At 74.9% G+C, this 19,804-nt stretch carries 14 protein-coding genes and 1 pseudogene; 5 read left to right on the top strand and 10 right to left on the bottom strand.

Annotated features, from left to right (window positions below; all coding sequences use genetic code 11):
• Positions 1–48: 48 nt before the first annotated feature.
• Positions 49–1,527: a S28 family serine protease gene (locus tag SACTE_RS11015; protein WP_014046113.1), complete on the top strand. Its 1,479-nt coding sequence runs from the start codon at positions 49–51 to the stop codon at positions 1,525–1,527.
• 67 nt (positions 1,528–1,594) lie between these two features.
• Here SACTE_RS11015 and SACTE_RS11010 read toward each other — a convergent pair whose 3' ends face one another.
• Together SACTE_RS11010 and SACTE_RS11005 are read right to left on the bottom strand one after the other, a co-directional pair.
• Positions 1,595–3,421, bottom strand: a complete 1,827-nt coding sequence (locus SACTE_RS11010; RefSeq protein WP_014046112.1) for a glycoside hydrolase family 3 protein — start codon at positions 3,419–3,421, stop codon at positions 1,595–1,597.
• Between the two features lie 189 nt (positions 3,422–3,610).
• Positions 3,611–4,519 carry a LysR family transcriptional regulator gene (locus SACTE_RS11005; RefSeq protein WP_014046111.1) on the bottom strand — a complete coding sequence of 303 codons (909 nt, stop codon included), beginning with the start codon at positions 4,517–4,519 and terminating at the stop codon, positions 3,611–3,613.
• A gap of 100 nt (positions 4,520–4,619) precedes the next feature.
• On the opposite strand from SACTE_RS11005, the pseudogene SACTE_RS33110 reads away from it, so the two are divergent.
• A pseudogene (locus SACTE_RS33110) lies at positions 4,620–5,447 on the top strand (EamA family transporter); the annotation flags it as partial.
• Positions 5,448–5,523: 76 nt separating this feature from the next.
• On the opposite strand, the gene SACTE_RS10995 reads toward SACTE_RS33110, so the two are convergent.
• The 7 genes from SACTE_RS10995 to SACTE_RS10965 all read right to left on the bottom strand — a co-directional run bounded on the left by SACTE_RS10995 (position 5,524) and on the right by SACTE_RS10965 (position 13,163).
• A complete protein-coding gene (locus SACTE_RS10995) occupies positions 5,524–6,312 on the bottom strand; it encodes a sugar phosphate isomerase/epimerase family protein (protein WP_014046109.1) in 789 nt (262 codons plus the stop codon).
• A 77-nt stretch (positions 6,313–6,389) separates the two neighbouring features.
• Entirely contained in the window at positions 6,390–6,968 is a 579-nt protein-coding gene (locus tag SACTE_RS10990; protein ID WP_014046108.1) for a GAF domain-containing protein, read from the bottom strand.
• 1 nt (position 6,969) lies between these two features.
• Entirely contained in the window at positions 6,970–7,854 is an 885-nt protein-coding gene (locus SACTE_RS10985) for a S8 family serine peptidase (RefSeq protein ID WP_014046107.1), read from the bottom strand.
• Between the two features lie 3 nt (positions 7,855–7,857).
• Entirely contained in the window at positions 7,858–11,043 is a 3,186-nt protein-coding gene (locus SACTE_RS10980) for an adenylate/guanylate cyclase domain-containing protein (protein ID WP_014046106.1), read from the bottom strand.
• A 76-nt stretch (positions 11,044–11,119) separates the two neighbouring features.
• Positions 11,120–11,341 carry an aroma-sacti cluster domain-containing protein gene (locus tag SACTE_RS10975; protein WP_014046105.1) on the bottom strand — a complete coding sequence of 74 codons (222 nt, stop codon included), beginning with the start codon at positions 11,339–11,341 and terminating at the stop codon, positions 11,120–11,122.
• On the bottom strand, positions 11,338–12,072 hold the full coding sequence (locus SACTE_RS10970) for an iron-containing redox enzyme family protein (RefSeq protein ID WP_014046104.1): 735 nt from the start codon (positions 12,070–12,072) through the stop codon (positions 11,338–11,340). Before SACTE_RS10970 ends, SACTE_RS10975 begins: the two co-directional genes overlap by 4 nt.
• The gene (locus SACTE_RS10965; RefSeq protein WP_014046103.1) at positions 12,069–13,163 is read right to left on the bottom strand and encodes a radical SAM protein; all 1,095 of its coding nucleotides are present in this window, start codon (positions 13,161–13,163) and stop codon (positions 12,069–12,071) included. The genes SACTE_RS10970 and SACTE_RS10965 overlap by 4 nt, the downstream gene beginning before the upstream one ends.
• 321 nt (positions 13,164–13,484) lie before the next feature.
• Between SACTE_RS10965 and SACTE_RS34580 the strand changes: the two genes are divergently transcribed.
• From SACTE_RS34580 to lanKC, 3 genes are all read left to right on the top strand, one after another.
• Positions 13,485–13,640 carry a hypothetical protein gene (locus tag SACTE_RS34580; protein ID WP_014046102.1) on the top strand — a complete coding sequence of 52 codons (156 nt, stop codon included), beginning with the start codon at positions 13,485–13,487 and terminating at the stop codon, positions 13,638–13,640.
• A 231-nt stretch (positions 13,641–13,871) separates the two neighbouring features.
• Positions 13,872–15,161 (top strand): MFS transporter, encoded by a 1,290-nt coding sequence (locus tag SACTE_RS10960; protein WP_014046101.1) that lies wholly within the window; start codon positions 13,872–13,874, stop codon positions 15,159–15,161.
• A gap of 76 nt (positions 15,162–15,237) precedes the next feature.
• Positions 15,238–17,817, top strand: coding sequence for a class III lanthionine synthetase LanKC (gene lanKC / locus SACTE_RS10955; RefSeq protein ID WP_014046100.1), 2,580 nt, complete (start codon positions 15,238–15,240; stop codon positions 17,815–17,817).
• Here the strand turns inward: lanKC and SACTE_RS10950 are convergent.
• On the bottom strand, positions 17,804–19,678 hold the full coding sequence (locus tag SACTE_RS10950) for a BTAD domain-containing putative transcriptional regulator (protein WP_014046099.1): 1,875 nt from the start codon (positions 19,676–19,678) through the stop codon (positions 17,804–17,806). The two genes, lanKC and SACTE_RS10950, sit on opposite strands and share 14 nt — an antisense overlap.
• Between the last annotated feature and the right edge of the window lie 126 nt (positions 19,679–19,804).

Here is a 19,804-nt window from a genome sequence, read left to right as displayed (position 1 = left end):
CATCCCCACTAAGTTCACGGCGTCCGTCGTGAATCAAGGGGAGGGTGCATGCGCAAGACGCTCAGAGGGGTTCTCTCGCTCGCGGTGCTCATCGGCACGGTGAGTGCGACGGGAGCCTCGGCCGGTGCGGCCACCGCCGCGGAACCGGCCGCGACGCTCAGCGGCTCGACCAGCGGCAGCGAGAGCACCAAGGACATCAGGGACCGCATCCTCGCCATCCCGGGCATGAGCCTGGTCGAGGAGAAGCCCTACGCCGGCTACCGCTACTTCGTCCTCGAATACACCCAGCCGGTCGACCACAAGAGGCCGTCCAAGGGAACGTTCCAGCAGCGCATCACCCTGCTGCACAAGGACACCAGCCGCCCGACGGTCTTCTACACGAGCGGCTACGACGTCTCGACCAGCCCGAGCCGCAGCGAGCCGACGCAGATCGTCGACGGCAACCAGGTCTCCCTGGAGTACCGTTTCTTCACCCCGTCCCGTCCGCAGCCCGCCGACTGGTCGAAGCTCGACATCTGGCAGGCCGCCAGTGACCAGCACCGGGTCTACACGGCGCTGAAGAAGATCTACTCGAAGAACTGGCTGGCCACCGGCGGCTCCAAGGGCGGCATGACCGCCACCTACTTCGAGCGCTTCTACCCGAAGGACATGGACGGCGTTGTCGCCTACGTCGCGCCCAACGACGTGGTGAACGACGAGGATTCGGCCTACGACCGGTTCTTCGCGAAGGTCGGCACCAAGGAGTGCCGCACCCGGCTGAACGGCGTCCAGCGCGAGGCGCTGATCCGCCGGGCCCCGCTGGAGAAGAAGTTCGCCGCCTACGCCGCCGACAACGGCCTCACGTTCAGCACCGTCGGCACGCTCGACAAGGCGTACGAGGCCGTCGTCATGGACTACATCTGGGCGTTCTGGCAGTACAGCCTGCTCGCCGACTGCGAGTCGGTCCCGGCCGACGCGCGCAAGGCCACGGACCAGGAGATCTGGGACTCCGTCGACGGCATCTCCGGCTTCAGCGCCTACGCCGACCAGGGCCTGGAGCAGTACACGCCGTACTACTACCAGGCGGGTACCCAGCTCGGTTCGCCCGACATCAAGCAGCCCTGGCTCGGCAACCTCAGCCGCTACGGCTACCAGCCGCCGCGCTCCTTCGTGCCGCGCTCCATCCCGATGAAGTTCCAGGACTCGGCGATGCGGGACGTGGACCGCTGGGTGAGGAACAACGCCCGGCAGATGATGTACGTCTACGGCGAGAACGACCCGTGGGGCGCCGAGCCCTTCCACCTCGGCCGGGGCGCCCGGGACAGCTACGTCTACACCGTGCCCGGCGGCAACCACGGCTCCAAGGTCGACGGCCTCGTCCCCGCCGAGAAGGCGAAGGCCACCGCCGCGATCCTGCGCTGGGCGGGCGTCGCCCCGGCCGGTGTCCAGGCGGACCCGGCGCAGGCCAAGCCGCTGGCGAAGTTCGACGCGCGTCTGGACAAGCGGGACGCGGAGATCGAGCGGAACCGGGGCACCCTGCGCCCGTAGGGACCAGGACCGTGCGCACCGGGTGCCGGCGTCTCACCGCACCCGGTGCGCACAGCCCGCCGGTCCGTCAGTACGACAGGCCGTGGCCCACCGGGTACAGCGTCTGCGCGGGGACGTCCGCGCGCTGGACGGGGACCGGCAGCCGGCCCTTCGGCCTGGCCCGGCCCGCGATCACCCGGACGGCGGCCCGCAGTTCGACGTCGGTCCAGGAGTAGGCGGCCAGGCTCGCCGCGTACCCCGTGTCCGCCAGGTGGGCGATGTCGTACGGGTTGCGGATCGCCAGGGTGATCACCGGGACGCCCGTCGCCGCGAGCGCGCCGACCAGGGTGCGCTGGGAGCTCGACGCGGTGACGTTGTACGTCGCCACGACGACGGCGTCCCGGCCCGCGGCCGCGGCCACCGCCTGGTCGATCGTGGCCTGCGAGGGTGCCGTGCCCGTGGGCAGGGCGGTCGCCGTGAACCCCAGCTCGCGGAAGGCGTCGGCGAGCGTGGTGGTGGGCGGGCCCGTCGTGCCGGACGGGGAGGCGGGGTCGGCGCCGACCACCAGCACGTCGCGGTGCGTACGGCGGGAGAGCGGCAGCAGCCGCCCGGGGTGCGCCAGCAGGGTCGTGGTGCGCTCGGCGACACGGTCGGCGGCGGCCAGGTGCTCCCGGGTGCCGACGGTGCGGTCGACGCCCCGGTGGGTGACGTACGGGTCGCGGAAGAGGCCGAGCCTCGACTTCAGCCGCAGGATCCGCAGGATCGATTCCTCGATGCGGGCCTCGGTGATCTCGCCGCTCCTGACGGCTTCGAGCACGGCGTTCCAGGCGACGGAGAGGTCCGGCGGGTTCAGCAGCTGGTCGACACCGGCCTGGAGGGCGAGCACCGGCACGCGCTCGTCGCCGTACTTGGTGCGGACACCCTCCATGCCGAGGGAGTCGGTGACCACGACCCCGTCGTATCCCAGCTCCTCGCGGAGGATGCCGGTGAGGATGGGCCGGGAGAGGGTGGCGGGGTCCTCGGAGGGGTCCAGCGCCGGGACCACGATGTGCGCGGTCATGATCGAGTCGATGCCCGCGGCGACGGCCGCCCGGAACGGCGGGGCGTCCAGTTCGGCCCACTCCTGACGGGTGTGCAGGATGGACGGCAGGCCGGTGTGGCTGTCCGTGCTGGTGTCGCCGTGGCCGGGGAAGTGCTTGGCCGTGGAGGCGACCCCGGCGCCCTGGTAGCCCTTCACCTGCGCGGTGACCAGGCCCGCGACGGACTGCGGGTCCGAGCCGAAGGAGCGTACGCCGATGACCGGGTTGGCGGGGTTGACGTTGACGTCCGCGTCCGGGGCGTAGTTCTGGTTGATACCCAGGGCCGCCAGCTCCGCGCCCGCGATCCGGGCCGCCTCCCGGGTGTCGGAGCGCGAGCCGCCCGCGCCGAGGGCCATCGCGCCCGGCAGCAGCGTGGCGGGTTCGCCGACCCGGCAGACGATGCCGTGCTCCTGGTCCGTGGAGACGAGGAGGGGCACCGGGGTGGGCTGGGCGAGCCCGGCCCGCTGGATGCCGTTGGAGAGGTCGGCGATCTGGTGCGGGTCGCGGGTGTTGTGCGCCCAGGTGAAGTAGATGATGCCGCCGACGTGGTACGTGGAGATGAGCTCGGCGGCGGTCCGTACCCCGATCTCGTCGAGGTTGGCGTCGATGTCCGCCTGGTCGGGCGCGGTGGCGGAGTGCCCGTACACCCGCATCACGAAGAGCTGGCCGACCTTCTCCTCCAGGCTCATCCGGGCGATGAGCCGCTTGAGGCGGCTGTCCGTGGAGGTGCCGGAGGCCTGCGCGGCGCCGGGCACGGCGACGACGCCGGTGGCCGCCGCGACGGCGGTGGCCGCGGTGGCGGTGAGGAGGGTGCGTCTGGAGGTGCGGTGGTGCACGTGAGCCCCTTCCGGTACTGAAAGAAACTTCCAAGAAGGTACGGATATAGGGAAAGTAACTACCAGTCAAGGGGCCCGCCCGAGAAAGGGAGGGACACGCGGGACGACGGGGGGACATGCCCGGACATGGCGACCGCGCCGGTCCGCGGGGGCCGCCGCACCCCGGCGCTCACGCCGGACCCGCCGCGCTCAGAGCAGCCCCGCCCCCGCGCCGCCGTCCTGGAGCGCCGCCACCGCCGCCGTGATCGCGGGCCGCCGGGCCGCCTGGGTGCGCCACAGGGCGTACAGCCGCCGCACCGGCAGCGGGTCCAGCCGCACCGCCACCACCCCCCGCGGTAGCGTCCCCCGGCCCAGCCGGGGGATCATCGCCACCCCGAGACCGGCGGCGACGAGGGCGACCTGGGTGTGGTTCTCCTCCGCCTGGTGCCGGATGTCCGGCTCGTACCCCGCCGCCCGCAGCGTCCGTACGAGCCAGTCGTGGCAGACCGTGCCCGGCGGCTGGCACACCCACCGCTCCTTCGCCAGCTCCTCGCGCCGCACCGAGGACCGGCCGACGAGCCGGTGCCCCTTCGGCACCAGCAGGTCGCAGCGGTCGTCACCGATCACCGCCTGGGCCACCCCCTCCGGCGCGGGCAGCGGTGCGATGTCCCAGTCGTGCGCCACGGCCAGATCGATCACGCCCTTGGCCACCAGGTCCACCGAGAGGTGCGGGTCGACCTCCGTCAGCCGGGCGTCCAGCGCCGGATGGTCCCGCGCCAGCGAGGCCAGCACCCCCGGCAGCAGCCCGCGCGCCGCCGACGCGAACGCGCCGATCGACAGCCGCCCGGTGGGCAGCCCCCGGCGCTCCTCCAGGGCGGTCTCCGCCTGCTCCACGATCGCCAGCAACCGCTGTGCCGTGGCGGCGAGATGGACGGCCTCCTCGGTGAGGGCCACCCCGCGTCCGCGCCGCTCCAGCAGGGTCGTGCGGGTCTCCCGCTCCAGCTTGGTGATCTGCTGGGAGACGGCCGACGCGGTGTACCCGAGCGCGGTGGCGGCACCCGCCACCGACCCGTGGACCGAGACGGCGTGCAGAGCGCGCAGCCGGGACAGATCGAGCACCGGGACCTCCCGTGGGACGGGGACACATGAGCGGTGCTTAATCCAACCATGAACGAATCCGCGCTGGTGCTACACGGTCGGCGCCCCTGATCCTCGGTGCATGCGTCCCCTCCACATCGCCCTGGCCGCGCTCGTCGCCGCCCTCTGGGGCGTCAACTTCGTCGTCATCGAGATCGGCCTCGCCCACTTCCCGCCGCTGCTCTTCTCCGCCCTGCGCTTCCTCGTCGCCGCACTGCCCGCCGTGTTCCTCGTGGGACGGCCGAAGGTGGCCTGGAAGTGGGTCCTCGGCGTGGGACTGGCCCTCGGCATCGCCAAGTTCGGGCTGCTGTTCATCGGGATGGACCGGGGGATGCCCGCCGGGCTGTCCTCCCTCGTCCTCCAGGTGCAGGCCGTCTTCACCGCGCTGTTCGCGGCCCTGGCGCTCGGCGAACGGCCCGGCGGCCCGCGGGTCGTGGGGATGGGTGTGGCGCTCGCCGGCATCGGGGTGGCCGCCGTCGACGAGGGGGCGGGCGGGCCCGTCCTCGCCTTCGTCCTGGTCATCGCGGCGGCGGCCTGCTGGGGTGTGTCCAACGTCCTCACCCGCAAGGCGGCGCCCCCGGACCCCCTCAACTTCATGGTGTGGGTCTCGACCGTCCCCGTCCTGCCCCTGCTCGGCCTGTCCCTGCTCTTCGAGGGCTGGGACCGGGACGCGAAGGCCCTGGCCGCGCTCGACTGGAGCGGCGCCGGGACACTCCTCTACGTCGCCTGGGTCTCCACCGTCTTCGGCTTCGGGGCCTGGGGCTTCCTGCTCCGCCACCACCCGGCCTCGTCCGTCGCCCCGTTCACGCTGCTGGTGCCCGTCTTCGGGATGTCCTCGGCGGCCCTCGTCCTGGGCGAGCCGGTGAGCCTGCTGCGATGGTGCGCGGCGCTGCTGCTGGTCGGCGGGGTGGCCCTGACCTCCCTGGCCCGGCCGCGCCCCGCCGCCGCACCGCCGCTCCCCGTGGCCGAGGGGGCGCGGGGCCGCGCTACTGCTTCGGCGCGCCCAGCCGCAGCAGGTACTCCCGTCCCTCGGCCAGCAGCCCCGGCAGCTCCGCCGCCTCCGGGTACCAGCGCTTCTCGTACTCCCAGCAGACCCAGGCGTCGGGGTCCAGCCCGTCCAGACACGTCCGCAGCGGCAGCACCCCGGCTCCGAGGGCGAGCGGGGTGGTGTCCTCGACCGAGGCGATGTCCTTGACCTGGACGTAGCCCAGGTGCGGGGCGAGCACCGCGTGGCTGGCCGGTGCCTCCTCGCCGGCCAGCCAGGTGTGCATCACGTCCCAGATCGCCCCGATCGACCCGTGCCCCACCGTGCCCACCACCCGGGCCACGTCGGCCCCGGCGCGGTGCGAGTCATGGGTCTCCAGCAGGATCCGTACGCCCAGGTCGGCGGCGTGCGGAGCGGCCGCGCCCAGCCGCCGGGCGGCGGTCGCGTCCGCCTCGTCCGGGTCCAGGCCCCCGCCGCCGGGGAACACCCGGACGTACGGCGCGCCCAGGTCGCGGGCCAGCTCCACCAGCCCGGCGAGCTCGGCCAGCACCGGTTCGTCGTCGCCCTCGGCGGCGACCCTGGCGTATCCGGCGACGGTCAGGACCTCCACCCCGCCCCGCTTGAACTCCTCGGCCACCGAGCCCCGTTCGAGCGGGGTGAGGCCCGGGTGCACCGGCTCCTCGGGGTGGGCGCGCAGCTCCACCCCCTGGTATCCGTTCGCGGCGGCGAGGCGCACCACCTCGGTCACGGACATCCCCGGCACTCCGAGGGTCGAGAAAGCGAGCTTCACGGCGAGTCCTTCCGTCCTGCACGGGCCGGTGGGCGCGGGACGTCACTCCCGCGCGGCCCAGCGTACGTATCGTCTCCTCAGCCCGTGCCCCGCAACAGCCGTTCCAGACTGCCGAGCAGCTCCAGGGCGTCCTCCCGGCGGGCGCCGTCCAGGGTGCGCCCGGCTTCCGGCACCCCGGCCGGTGCCGGGGCGAGGACCCGCAGCGCGGCGGCCGCCTGCCGAGCGAACATCGCCAGCAGGTCCAGCTCGCGGACGCCCGACCGCGCCTGCGGCGACGGGTCCAGCACCTCCAGGACCCCCAGCACCCGGGAGTCGCTGATCAGCGGGGCCGCCATGATCGCGTCGGGGACGTACGCCGTGGACTCCGCCAGGGCGCGGTCGAAGGACGCGTCGCTGCTCAGGTCGTCCACCACCATCGGCTCGCCGGAGGTCACCACCCAGCCCGCGATGCCCCGCCCGGCCGGGAAGCGCCGTCCCACCAGGAACTCCTCGCCCTCCCCGGAGACCGCCTGGAAGACCAGCTCGTCCGCCTCCTCGTCGAGCAGGAAGACGGAGCTGGCCGCGGCCCCGAAGATCGCGCGGGCGACGTCGACGACCGACTGGAGCAGTTCGCGCCGGGCCGCGTCGCCCGGGGCGGGGGAGGGGGTGAGCGTCATGTCAGTTCTCGGAGTCGTCACGGATGTCTCCTGCCGCTGTGGAAGGACGCGGGCCCGCGTGCACGTTGGCCGCGGACAGATAGAGGGCGTTCTTGAGCTGAAAGGCCGTCATGCTGGGGTGCGCGGAGAGGACCCGGGCGCAGAGCCCGGCGACGTAGGGCGTGGCGAAGCTGTTGCCGGTCGTACGGATGGTCCGGCCGCCCAGCCACGGCACCGTCACGTTCTGGCCCGGCCCGAAGAACTCCACCGGGGGCTCGGGGTTGTACAGATGGAGCTCGGGGTCGTCCTCCTGGTGGCTGCCGACGGAGATCACCGAGGCGAACCTCCACGGGAAGCTCTCCACCGGGGTGTTGTGCGCGGAGGCGACGATCACCGTACGGGCGAAGTAGGCGCGGTCGGCCAGGTGGTGCAGCTCCGGGGCGAACCGGGTCCGGGTGGTCGACAGGCTGAGGTTCACCACGTCGAAGCGCTGCTCCACCGCCCAGCGCAGCCCCGCCATCAGCACGTCACCCGTGCCCGAGAAGCGCTCGCCGAGCACCCGGACGCTGTGGATCTCGCAGTCGGGGGCGGTACGGCGGATGATGCCCGCGCACGCCGTGCCGTGCCCGCAGGTGTCACCGGTCGTGGTCGGCTCCACGGTGATCGCACCGCTCTCCCCGTCCTTGACCACCACCCAGGAGCCGTCCACCGTGCCGACCAGCGGATGGTCGCGCTCCACGCCCGAATCGACCACGCACACCCGCACCCCGCGCCCCGTCGCCCGCCGCGCGGGCCGGCCGCCCGGCGGTCCCGGGTCGGCGGGCACCGGTACGTCCTCGGGGCCGCGCCCGCGCAGGCTCCAGGTCAGCCCCTGCCCCGCCGCCGTGCCCGTCGTGGTGACACCCATCGGTCAGCTCCTCTCCCTCGTGGTGAGCGCGTTCCCCTCCGGCACCGGCTCCTCCGGTACACAGCGGGCGGCCCGGCGGACCCCCGGCAGATGGCCCTTGGCCGCGAAGCGGGCCGCCGCGGTCCGTGCGGAGGCCCGCGCCTGTGCCCGCCGGCCCAGGGCGTCCAGGGTGCGGGCCCGGTCCAGCTCGGCCGTCGCCTGGACCAGGGGGGAGTCCGTGAGCAGCGAGGCCGCCACCGCCCGGTCCGCGTGGCCCACCGCCTCGAACGCGCGCCCTTCGGCGGCCGACAGCCGGCCCCGCATCCCGCGCAGGTCGACCGCGTCGGCGTGGCTCAGCTCCGTCCCGTCACCGATGCCCGCGAGCCGGGTGGCCGCCCGGCGCGTACGGCCCGAGTCGAGCTCGATCCGGGCCGCGTCCAGCGCGACGGCCGTCCGCATCCCGGCCGCGCCGGTGTGCCGGGCCGCCGCGTCGGCGCGGGCCAGCAGCTCCAGGGCGACCGGGCCGCGGCCGAGCAGCGACTCCACCGCCGCCCGGAACACCGGCAGGAACACCTCCGCCTCGGCGAACCGCAGCTTTTCGGCCAGCTCGTCGGCCTCCGCCAGGCAGCCGTGCGCCTCACGGGGCCGGTCCTGAAGGGCGTACAGCACCGCCAGCGGACAGTTCAGGGTGAGCCGGACCGTCGGGCGGCCCCCGCCGTGCGCCGCGAGCAGGGCACGGCAGCGTTCCACCGCATCGGGCGCCGGCACCGGGCCGCGCCACAGGGAGATGCCGATGGCCCCGAGCGCCCCGGCGCGCTCCGGTTCGGCCCCGGCCAGCACCGCCTGCTCCAGCGCCCGCGCCTGGTCGCGCTCCGCCTCCTCGTGCCGGCCCGCCTGCTGGAGCCGCTGGGCCAGCCGCAGATGTGCCCGGGCCCGGCCCACCGAGTCCCCGGCGGCCTCGAAGACCGGCAGCACCGCCCGGGCCGTCGCGGTGAGTCCGGGCCCCGGGCCGCCGGGGTCGAGCACCACGAGCGCCAGCCGGGCGTGCGCGGCCTCCACCGGCGCGGACTCCAGGTCCCGCACCCGGCGCAGCAGGGCCGTCCCCGCCTCGGTGTCCCCGAGGGCCACCCGCACCTCGCCCAGCCTGCGCACCGACGCCGCGTCGTCCGGGTCGAGGCCGACCGCCCGCTCCAGCAGGCTGTGCGCCCAGGGCAGGTCGGACCGGGCGGCGGCCTGGGCCCCGGCCCGGCCCAGCGCCCGGGCCGCCCGGCCGCGCAGCCGCCCGGTCGCCTCGTCCAGCAGCCCGAGCTCGGCGCGGTAGCGGTAGGCGCGCTCCAGATGTCCGCCGACGGCGCCGTCCCCGGCGCGCAGCACACTGGGCAGCTCCGCCGCCCAGGCGTGACGGTCGGCCTTGGCCCGCTTGGACAGCGAGCCGTACGTCACCTCGTGCACCAGCCCGCTGCTGAACCGGTACGCCGCGGTCTCCGGGTCCCCCGCCGGTGCCGGCTCCACCAGCCGGCGCCGGCCCAGCGCCGCGAGCACCTCCTCGACGCGCGCCAGCCGCCGCGCCCGTTCCCCGGACGGCACGGCCACCACGGCGGGCGGCGGTCGCTCCGCGAGCCGTGCGGACACCTCCAGCAGGACCAGCTCCGCCGCGGTGAACTCGCGGCCGATCACGGCGGCGAGATCGACCGTGGTCCGCTCCGCCCTGGCCAGCGCGCCGATTCGGGCGCCGAGCAGCGCCTGGAGCGTCGGCGGCAGACCGGCGTCCGGCCCCCCGGCTCCCACGCCGTCCGCCCGCCCGTCCACGAGCAGTTGCTCCAGGTAGAGCGGATTGCCCTCGGCACGGGCGAGGAGACGCTCGTCCACCGGCCCGTCCCGGCCGTCCAGCCGGGCCAGCAGCGCGGCGAGCCGTGCGGCTTCCTCGGGGGGCAGCCCGGTGACCGGGAGCCCGCCCGCGCCGTCGGCCGTACCGTCCGGGCGGCCCACACAGACCACCAGCACACCCGGGGGCCCCGCCCCCTCCGTCAGCCGGTCCAGCGTCCGAAGCAGCAGGGGCGCGGCCGCGTGCGCGTCGTCCAGGACCACCACGACCGGCCGGGCCCGGGCGGCCCGGGCCAGGACCGTCGTCAGCGCGGCGCACATGTCCTCGAACGGCGCGTTCGGGGTGCCGTCCCGCAGCAGGCCCGCCGACAGCAGGGCCGCCGCGTCGTCCTCGACCGCCGCCCCGGAGGCGTCCACCGCCCCGGAGGCGTCCACCGGCCCACCGGCGAGCGCCGGCAGGGCCCGCAGGGCGTCGGCGAGCGGAGTGAGCGTGCCCTGCTCCCCGTGGCTGCGGCACCGGCCCGCGCCGTAGGCGAGTTCCCCCGAGGCGGAACGCCGCGCCAGCCACTCCCGGACCAGCCGGGTCTTGCCGACGCCCGCCTCACCGGTGACCCGCAGCAGCCCCGCGCGGCCGCACCGCACGGTGTCCGCGAGCGCCGCGTCCAGGGCCTCCTGCTCGGCGCTCCTTCCCACGAAGGGGACGTCGAAGCGGCGCAGCTGGGCCGGGTCGTCGGTGCCCAGGGCGAGCAGCCGGTAGGCCTCCACACTGTCCTGCTTGCCCTTCAGCCGGAGCGGCCCGGTGGGCTCGGCGGACACCGTCGGGCCGGCCGCCAGCAGGGTGTCCGGGCCGATGAGGATCTCGCCGGCGGCGGCGTTCTGCTCCAGCCGGGCCGCGATGTTGACGGTCTCGCCCGACACCAGGGCCTGGCGGGCCGTCGCGTCGCCACCGGCCACCACCTGGCCGGTGTTGACGCCGATCCTGGTCGCCAGCCGGATGCCGAGCGCCGCGTGCAGCTCCTCGTTGAGCTCGGCCAGCGCGTCCCGCATCCCGAGCGCCGCGGCCAGCGCCCGCCGGGCGTCGTCCTCCCGGACCACGGGCACGCCGAACACCGCCATCACGGCGTCGCCGATGAACTTCTCCGGGGTGCCGCCCTCGGCCACGATCCGGTCGCTCATCGCCTCGAAGTACCGCAGCGTGACCGTACGCAGGGTCTCCGGGTCCAGTACGCCCGACAGCGCCGTCGAGCCCACGAGATCGCAGAAGAGGACCGTCACCGGTTTGCGTTCGTCGTCCCCGGGGGCGGGCGCGGTGGCGCACGGCGTTCCGCAGGACGAGCAGAACCGGGCGTCCGGCGGCAGGTCCTGACGGCACGAGGGGCAGGTCATGACGATTCCTTCTCTCCGAGGGGTCGGGCCCCCCCGCGCGCCCCGGGACAGGCGGGCCGGGGCGCGCGGACGCTGCTCAGAACAGCGCGCCGCCGGCGATCTCGCCGTGTGCCTGGACTTCCGGTTCCACCGCGTCCAGCCGGCTCTTGATGTCGAGCAGCACGCCCAGCTCCTGGGGTGTCAGCCGGCTGAGCACGAGACGCTGCTCGTGGCTGAGCAGGTCCACCGGCAGGCCGGCCTCGTACAACGCGTCGGGCAGCACCGGCTGTTCGTCGTCGCTCTCGGGTGGTCGGGTCATGGGGAGACTCCCATCGGTGAGGGGTGTCCGGCTCCCCGGGGCGGCGGTGCCGTCCCGGAGCGCCCGAGCCGGACGAACAGACGGGCGAGCGCGTCGAGGGAGTGCATGGCGCTGACGGTCACGTCCGCCTGCTGACCCTCGGTCAGCGGCAGCCGGTCCAGCAGCGCGTGGAGGTCGTCCAGATGGCCCGTGTCCAGCGCCGCGTGCTCCCGTACGGTCCGCAGGGCGGCGTCCGGCAGTCCGGTCGTCCTGGCGATGCGGGCGGTCAGGGTCGCGGCGGGCGCGTAGCCCTCCAGCACCGCGATGTAGCCGAGCAGCGCGACGGGGTGGTGGTGCTCGATCCAGTAGTACTGGGAGCCGGCGAGGGCGGCGACGACCGGCTCGGGCATCGGCCGCAGCGCGTCCCCGGGCGTGGCACCCGCGGCCAGCAGGTCGTCCAGCAACCAGGCGTCGTGGCCCTCCTCCTCCCGGATGTGCTCGGTCAGATAGGCCGCCAGCGGGCCCGCCACCGGATCACCGCAGGCGTCCAGCAGCCGGGCGCGCTCCCGGGCCCGCAGCATCAGCGGTACGGACGCCCGCACCACCGTGTGCATGGCGCACAGATAGGCGCGGTACCGCGGCAGCAGGTCCTCCGGGCGCCACAGGTGCTCCATCGCCGCCAGCAGCTCGCCGTCCAGCAGCCCCAAGGTGACCCGCAGCCGCGCCGAGGTGCTCGGCCGTGCGGCGCTCACCGGGACCCGCCCACGGCCCCGGCTCCGGGAGCCCCCGCGACGACGAGAGGGGCGTACGCCGCGCAGCCGTGGCGTCGTACGACCCCCTCCGGGCCCTGGGCGGCGCCCCGCCGGGCGGCGGCCAGGTCCAGCAGCGCGCCCGCCGCGCCGGCCGCCACCGCCCCGGCCGTGGCGGCCACCCGTGCGTCGCCGCCCAGGGCCCGGCATCCGTCGCAGTAGGTGCCGCCCCGGGGCGGCACGCCGGAGCGGTCCGCCAGATGGGCGGGGCCGACCGTACGGATCATGCGCAGCACCGGCGACTCCAGGGCGCGCCGGCGTACCGCCGCCCAGTCGTCGGTGGCGATGTGCCCGAGGTACAGATGGGCGGGGGCGGGCCGCAGGTCGACGGTGTCCTGGTTGCAGCAGGCCAGCACCGCGCCGTCGAAGGCGACCACCGGCCAGGCGGCCATGGAGCACGGGGAGGCCGCGCCCGCGTCCGGGGTGCCGCGCGCGGGCCCGGCCCAGGACGCCGCCCGCCCGAACGGCCGCACCTCGTTGACCAGCGACGGCACCTGGCCGCCGAACTCCTCCTCGACGTCCCGGGTGAGGTCCGCGAGATAGGGGTCCGAGGCTCCCGTCCCGGTCAGATGGAAGCTCACCGCCACCCCCGCCTCCCGGATGCGGTGCAGGGCACGGAAGACGTCGGCCCGCCCCACCTCCCGCTCGTGGTGGACGTCGAGACTGGCCGAGAAGTGGTCGACCCCGGTGATCGCCCGCAGGATCGGGGCCGGGATGTGCCGCGAGCGGGCGAAGAACATGCCGCTGAGCAGCGCGGTACGCGATCCGGCCCGGCGGGCGAGTGCGCTCAGCTCCTCGACGAGCCCCGGCAGCAGCAGCGGTTCACCGCCGGTCAGCATCACCACGTCGGGACGGTTCTCCGAGGTGAACGAGCCGACGAAACGCACGAGACGGCCGGCGTCCGGCGCCTCCCGCACGGTCGGGTCCGATCCGGTCGAGCAGTGGGCGCAGCTCAGGGGGCAGCGCCGGGTCAGTCCGAGCAGCAGGCCGGCGGCGGGGAACGGCCGCCGTCCGACGAGTTCGCCGAGTTCCATGCGGGGCCGCCTCCTTCGAGGGCCGGTGCGCGTCGGGTGCGTACCCAGGCTGGCGGGCGGCGGTTCGGAGGCGGTCCACGGCCGCTTCAGGGGCGGTATGGGCGCAGGTCACCCGGACCGGGCCGGACGGGGCCGGGCGGCCCGGGAGGCCGTACATCCCCGCCGAGCTGGCGCGATACCGGCGCCATACCGCCGCCGAAGCGTCCCGCAGGCGGGGCCTCCTAACTTTCTCGGCAACGGCGGGCAACGGCTCGCCCCACCGGAACCCGGCACCTCAGGGCCTCCCGGAACCAGCGCAGTCACGAGTGGACGGAGACCACCATGTCCGAGAACACCAAGCCCGCGGCCGACGACAACAACGAGACCCCCGAGGTCGAGGCGCACTCCGTGCTGGACCTCCAGGAGACGGCCGTCGACAAGGTCATCGCGCCGGGCAACTGCGTGAGCCTGGTCAGCGTCGTCGAGAACGCCAACTGATCGGACGAACCGGGTCGGCGCCGCGGTGGACCGAGGCATAGGCCTCCCCCGCGGTGCCCGGCCGGTCGGTGAGTGGGGCGGCTCCGTCGTGGACGGAGACCGCCCCGTCGCCGCTTCCGGACCGTCCCGCCCGGGCTCCGCGTTCCGCAGGACCACGGCACCCGGATTCCGGCCCGGCGGCCGTCCCGCCCGCACCACCTGCCACGATCCGATGACCACCGGGAGTTATCGATGACCACCCCGTTGCGCGACAACCGGGATTTCCGGCTGCTCTGGATGAGCGGCCTCTTCGCGGTCCTGGGAGGGCAGATGAGTGCCCTCGCCCTCCCCCTGTTGGTGCTCAAGGAGACCGGCTCCGCCGTGCAGGCCGGGTCCGTCGGCACCGTGTCCGTGGGTGCCGTGCTGATCGCGATGCTCCCCGGCGGTGTCATGGCGGACCGCGTCGAGCGCCGCCGGCTGATGCGGTTGTGCGACGTCGGCAGTCTGCTCGTCGTCACCGCACTCGCCACCGCGGTCTGGTTCGGGCACGCCCCCATGGCGCTCGTCCTGCTCGTCGCGGCAGCGGGCGCGGTGATCAGCAGCGTCTACGGACCGGCCGTCTTCGGCCTGATGCGGGCGGTCGTGCCGGCCGACCAGATGGGCACCGCCACCGCGCGGCTTCAGGCCCGCACCCAAACGGTCCGGCTGGTCGGGCCGCTCGTCGGTGGCGCTCTGTTCGGCCTCCACCCTGCTCTGCCGTTCGCGGCGGAGGCGCTGGGCCTTCTCCTGTCCACCGTCTGCGTGGCTCTCGTGCGTACCCGCTCCCGGGCCGAGACCGCGGCGGGTCCGGTGTTCAGCCGACGTGAACTCACCGCGGGGCTGAGCTTTTTGTGGACTATCCCCTATCTGCGTACGATCCTTCTGATCTTCGGCCTGGGCATGAACTTCGCGTTCGGTGCGCTCACCTTCACCGCGCTCTCGGTGTTCTCCGAAGGGGGCCGCTCCGGTGTCGGTGGCGGCTTCGTCATCACCTGCGTCTCCGCCGGAGCGCTGGCCGGAGCGCTGCTCGCACCACGGATCAACCCCGACCGGTACTCCCGGGCTCTGATCCTCGCCACCTGCTGGACGTGTGTGGCTGCCGCCGGGACGATGGCGTGGCTCCGCAACCCACTGGCCGCCGGGGCCATGTGCGCGCTCTGCATGTGCCTGTCGACGATCGCCAGCATCGGCTTCCTCTCGACGCTGCTGATCGTGACCCCCGAGGACCGGGTGGGCCGGGTGCAGAGCGGGGCGAGCTTCCTCTCCTCCCTCGTTCAGCCGTTCGGGCCGCTGGCCGGTGGTGCCCTGCTGACCGCCTTCGGCGCCCGCTGGGCCTTCACCCTGACCGGTTGCGTGCTGGCCGCGTCCGCCCTCGTGGTCACCTTCGCCCCGTCGGCGCGGGCGGAACCCTCCCCGCACGACGAGGCGGAGCCAGCCGACCCGCCGGAGCCCGGCCCCGGGAGCACCCCGGCCGGCGCGCGGCACGCCGTCCCCGGGGACTGACCCGCGCACCGGGACCCCCGCCGCCCCACCGTCACCGTCCGCACCCGTGGCGGGCCTCCAGAAGAGAGAGCCGAGCGTGCCAGGCACCCAGGAAACCCAGATGTACTGCCTCGCCGACCGTACGTACTTCGAGACCCCGGCCCGGCTGCCCGACGAGGAGTCCCGGTACCGGCTCGACACCGACCCGCCCCCGGCCGGCTGGCGCCGCGAGGCCGTCGGCCTGTGGACCTCGCTGGTGCCCGAGCACGCCGAACCGGCCGAACAGGGCTGGAAGATCCATGTGTCCACCGTCCCCGGCGAGGCCGAGGACACCCTGCGGGACACCGCGCGCATCTGCGTCCGCCACGGCGTGCCGTTCAAATTCCTGCGCAGTGGGCGGGCGTTGTCGGTGATGGCGGACAAGTACATGAACCGCAGCGGGGCGGGCAAGTTCATCGCGGTCTACCCGCCGGACGAGACCGTGTTCCTGACGCTCGCCGGGGAGCTGTCCCAGGCGCTGGCGGGGCGCAGCGGCCCCTACGTCCTCAGCGACCTGCGGATCGGCGACGCCCCGGTCTACACCCGCTACGGTGCCTTCGTCCCCCGCTGGTGCACCGATGCCGACGGCCGCCGGGTCCTCGCCCTGCGGGACCCCTCCGGGACGCTCGTACCGGACGAACGCGGGGTGGTCTTCCGGACACCCGCGTGGGTCGAGGTCCCCGAGGCCCTGCGCCCGCACCTCGCGGCGCGCGCCGCCGCCCGCGACGACACCTTCCCCTACACGGTCACCGAGGCCCTCCAGTTCTCCAACGCCGGCGGGATCTATCTGGCCGTGGACCGGGAGACGGGCCGCCGCGTGGTGCTGCGGGAGGCGCGCCCGCACTGCGGCCTCGACGGCGCGGGCGACGACGCCGTCACCCGTCTGCACCGCGAGCACCGGGCGCTGACGACGCTGGCCGGGCTGGACTGCGTCCCCGAGGTGTACGGGGTACGGACCGTCTGGGAGCACCACTTCCTGATCGAGGAACACATCGAGGGGAACACGCTGCTGGAGGAGATCGTCGCCCGCTTCTCCCTCGTACGCGGGGAGGGCTCCGCGGCCGAACTGGCCACCTACGTCGCGTGGACCGACTCGGTCGTGGGCGAGCTCACCCGGGCACTGGAGGAGATCCACGCGCGCGGCCTGCGCTTCGGCGACCTGCACCCCTCCAACGTCATCGTCCGGCCCGACGGGCGCATCGCCCTCGTCGACTTCGAGTACGCCACCGCGCTCGACGACGAGGACACCCCGCTGGCCGGTGCCCAAGGCCTCCAGGCGCCCCCCGGCACCCCCGGTGCGGAGGCCGACGCCTACGCGCTCTGGGCGACCTGGCTCGGCATGCTGATGCCGGTCATGGAGATGGCAGGACTCGAAAGGGCGAAGGCCCTCACCCTGGAACGCTGGGCCCGCCGGCGGTACGGTCTGCCGGCCGGGGCGGGACCACGCCGACCTGCGCTGCTGCGCGGGCTGGACGCCTCACGGCGACGCGAGGCCGAGGTGGCCGCCCTGTTCGAAGGGCCGGACGTGGACTGGGCGGGGGTCCGCGCCCGTCTGCTGGCCGGGATCCACGCCGGGGCCACACCCGGGCGGACGGACCGTCTCTTCCCGGGCGGCCCGGAGCTCTTCGCCAACGGCGGGACCGACCTCGCGCACGGCGCGGCCGGTGTCCTGTACGCCCTGCACCGGGTGGGCGCCCCCGTCCCCGAGGAGTGGACCGACTGGCTCGCCCGGGCGGCGCTGCGCAGGGACCCCGCCGGGGCGGGCGGCTTCTTCGACGGGCTGCCGGGCACCGCGGTGGTGCTCACGCTCCTGGGCCGCGCCGAGCAGGGGCGGGAGCTGTGGGACCGGGCGGCGTCCGCCGCACCGCCGACGGCGGCGGACCTGCTGACCGGGCGAGCGGGCATCGCGCTGGCCGCCCTGCGCATGGCCCGGGCCGGCGGCACGGACCTGGACGGCAAGCTGATCGACGAAGCCCTGCGCACCGCCCGCGACCTGGACCGGCTGGTGCGGGGCGAGGCGGTGGACGGGATGCGCCTCCCGGAGTCGGCGGGACTGCTGCGCGGGCTGAGCGGTGCGGCCCTGCTCGACCTGGAACTGCACACGCTGACCGGGGAGACCTGGCTCGTCCGGGCCGCGCGCACCGCCCTGGGGCGGGAGGCCGGACACATCGTGGGCATGCCGGACGGCACGCTCCAGGTGAGACACGGCCGACGCCACCTGCTCTACCTCGACCAGGGAAGCTCGGGCGTCGCGCTGGTGTCCCAGGCGTACGAGACCCGGCACAGGGCCCCCGCACTGAGCGCCCTGATCCCCGGTGTACGCAAGGGCTGCGTCATGGAGTTCGTCCGCGAACCGGGGCTGTTCACCGGGCGGACGGGGCTCGTCGCCGCAGCCGCCCAGCTCGGTCCGGGACCCCGGACCGGGGGCGGCGTCCTGGCCTCCGTACGCAACCTGCCCTGGCACCTGGTCGCCGACGGGGACCGGCTGCTCGTCCCGGGCAGGACGCTGCGGCGCTTCTCCGCCGACCTCGCCTCGGGGGCGGCCGGGGTGCTGCTCGGCCTGCACTTCCTGTCCGGGGGCGAGGGCGGGGCCGGTCAGGACCCCGCCGGTCTGCTGGAACTGCTCACCCTCGGCTGAGGAGCTGGAGCGCCGGCCCCCGGGATGCCCCGGGGGCATCGGCGTCCTCGTGACCCGCGGTCTCGCGGGCGTACAGGCAGAGCAGGCGCGGCACCTCGTACCAGGCGGCATGGGCGGTGACCTCACCGGCGGGCGAGGTCACCGCCCCGGTGCCGATGAGCGCCTCGACGGCGCGGATGGTCTCCCGCTCGTCGCGGCGCAGCGCCGCCATCGCCCGCTCCAGGGTGAAGCCGCAGTCCGACGAGAGCCCGGCGAGCCGGGCCAGTGCCGTGCGGTCACGGGCGCTCAGGTCCTGCCAGCCCGCGGCGATCCGCGACCGTACGGAGACGTCCCCGGCCACCAGTTCGTCCAGGGCCGCGCCCGGGTCCTCGACCCGCGCCGCGTACTCCGCCAGCGGCAGATGCCGCAGCACCGCCAGCCGCATACCGCTGACCGCGACCGCCAACGGCAGCGCCCCGCAGGCCCGTACGATCCGCAGGGCGGCGGCGGGATCCGTGCGCAGCCGGTCCGGCCCGATCAGCCGCTCCAGCAGGTCCAGGGCCTCCCCGTCCTCGGGCACGCACAGGGCGATCCGGTGCACCGGGGCGAGACCGGCCAGCTGCCCCCGTGCGGTCAGGACCACCGAGCTCCGTCCCGTCCGGGGCAGCAGCCCGCGTACCGACGCCTCGTCCACCACGTCGTCCAGGACGACCAGGGCCCGGTGCCGGGACAGCCAGTCCTGCCAGGTGTTCTCGGCCTCCGCCGCGTCCGGCCGGCCCGGCGTGTCCGCGCCGCACAGGCGTACCAGCTCCTCCAGCAGGTCGGTCCGGGTGCGGGCCGCGCCGTCCTGGCGGCGGGCCCGCACATGGATCCGCCCGTCGGGGAACCCCTCCCCGAGGAGGTGCGCCGCCCGCACGGCCAGCACCGACTTTCCCACCCCGGCGGGACCGGTCACGACGGCCACACCACCGTCCGGGGCACCCGCCACCGGCAGCAGCCGCGCCAGCTCGTCCTCGCGGCCGGTGAAGTCCCGGAGGTCCGCGGGCAGCGACACGTCGCACGCCGCCTTGCGGCCCGCGGACGGCCGGGGCGAGGCCCCGCGGCCGAGAACCCTCCCGTAGAGGGCGGCCAGCGCCGGACTGGGCTCCAGTCCCAGCTCCCTGGCCAGCAACTGCCGGTAGTCGTCGTACACCGCCAGCGCCTCGGACTGACGCCCTGACTGGTGCAGGGAGTTCATCCAGGCCGCCCGCAGCCGCTCCCGCAGCGGGTGGCGCTCCACCAGGTCCCGCAGCCCGTCCACCGCGACGGCCGCCCGGCCCGTCTCGATCTCGGCCTCAGCCCACTCCTCGTAGACCGTCAGGCAGCGGGCCTCCAGCCGCTCCGCCTCCTGGGCCACCACGTCGGAGTCGCGCAGATCGTGCAGCGGCGGCCGCTCGCCCCAGAGATCCAGTGCCTCCCGCAGGAGCCGCGCCGCGGTGCGCAGGTCCCCCCGCTCACCGGCCGCCCGGCCCGCCCGGGCCAGCGCGCGAAAGCGCAGGGTGTCCAGCTCGCCCTCCTCGATCCGCAGCCGGTAGCCGCCGCAGCCGTGCACCACCCGGTCCCGGTCGCCCCCGTCCACGGCCGCGAAGAGCGTGCGGGCGGCGCTGACGTAGACCTGGAGGTTCTTGCGGGCGGTCCGCGGCGGCGCGTCCGGCCACACCACGTCGGTCAGCACGTCGACCGGTACGGGGGTGTTGGGCCGGGACAGCAGGGTGGCCAGGACCAGCCGCTGCTTGCGGGGGCCGAGCGGCAGCGGCCTGCCGTCGACCACGGCGGTGAGCGGGCCGAGCAGCGAGAAGTACACCGCGCCGGCGGGGCCGGGACAGGCGGCAGGTCGGGACATCGGCGGGCCTCCAGGGAGGGGGACGGGGAACGGGCCGCCGCACCCCGGCCGACCGGACGGGGGACGGGCTTCCGTACACCGGCCGATCCTTCCGGTCCGCGTACCGGGGCACATCGGTGAGTGGCC

Origin of the sequence: Streptomyces sp. SirexAA-E, from assembly GCF_000177195.2 — a bacterium.
GTDB classification, from domain to species: Bacteria; Actinomycetota; Actinomycetes; order Streptomycetales; family Streptomycetaceae; genus Streptomyces; species Streptomyces flavovirens.
This window is presented reverse-complemented; position numbering and strand designations above follow the sequence as displayed.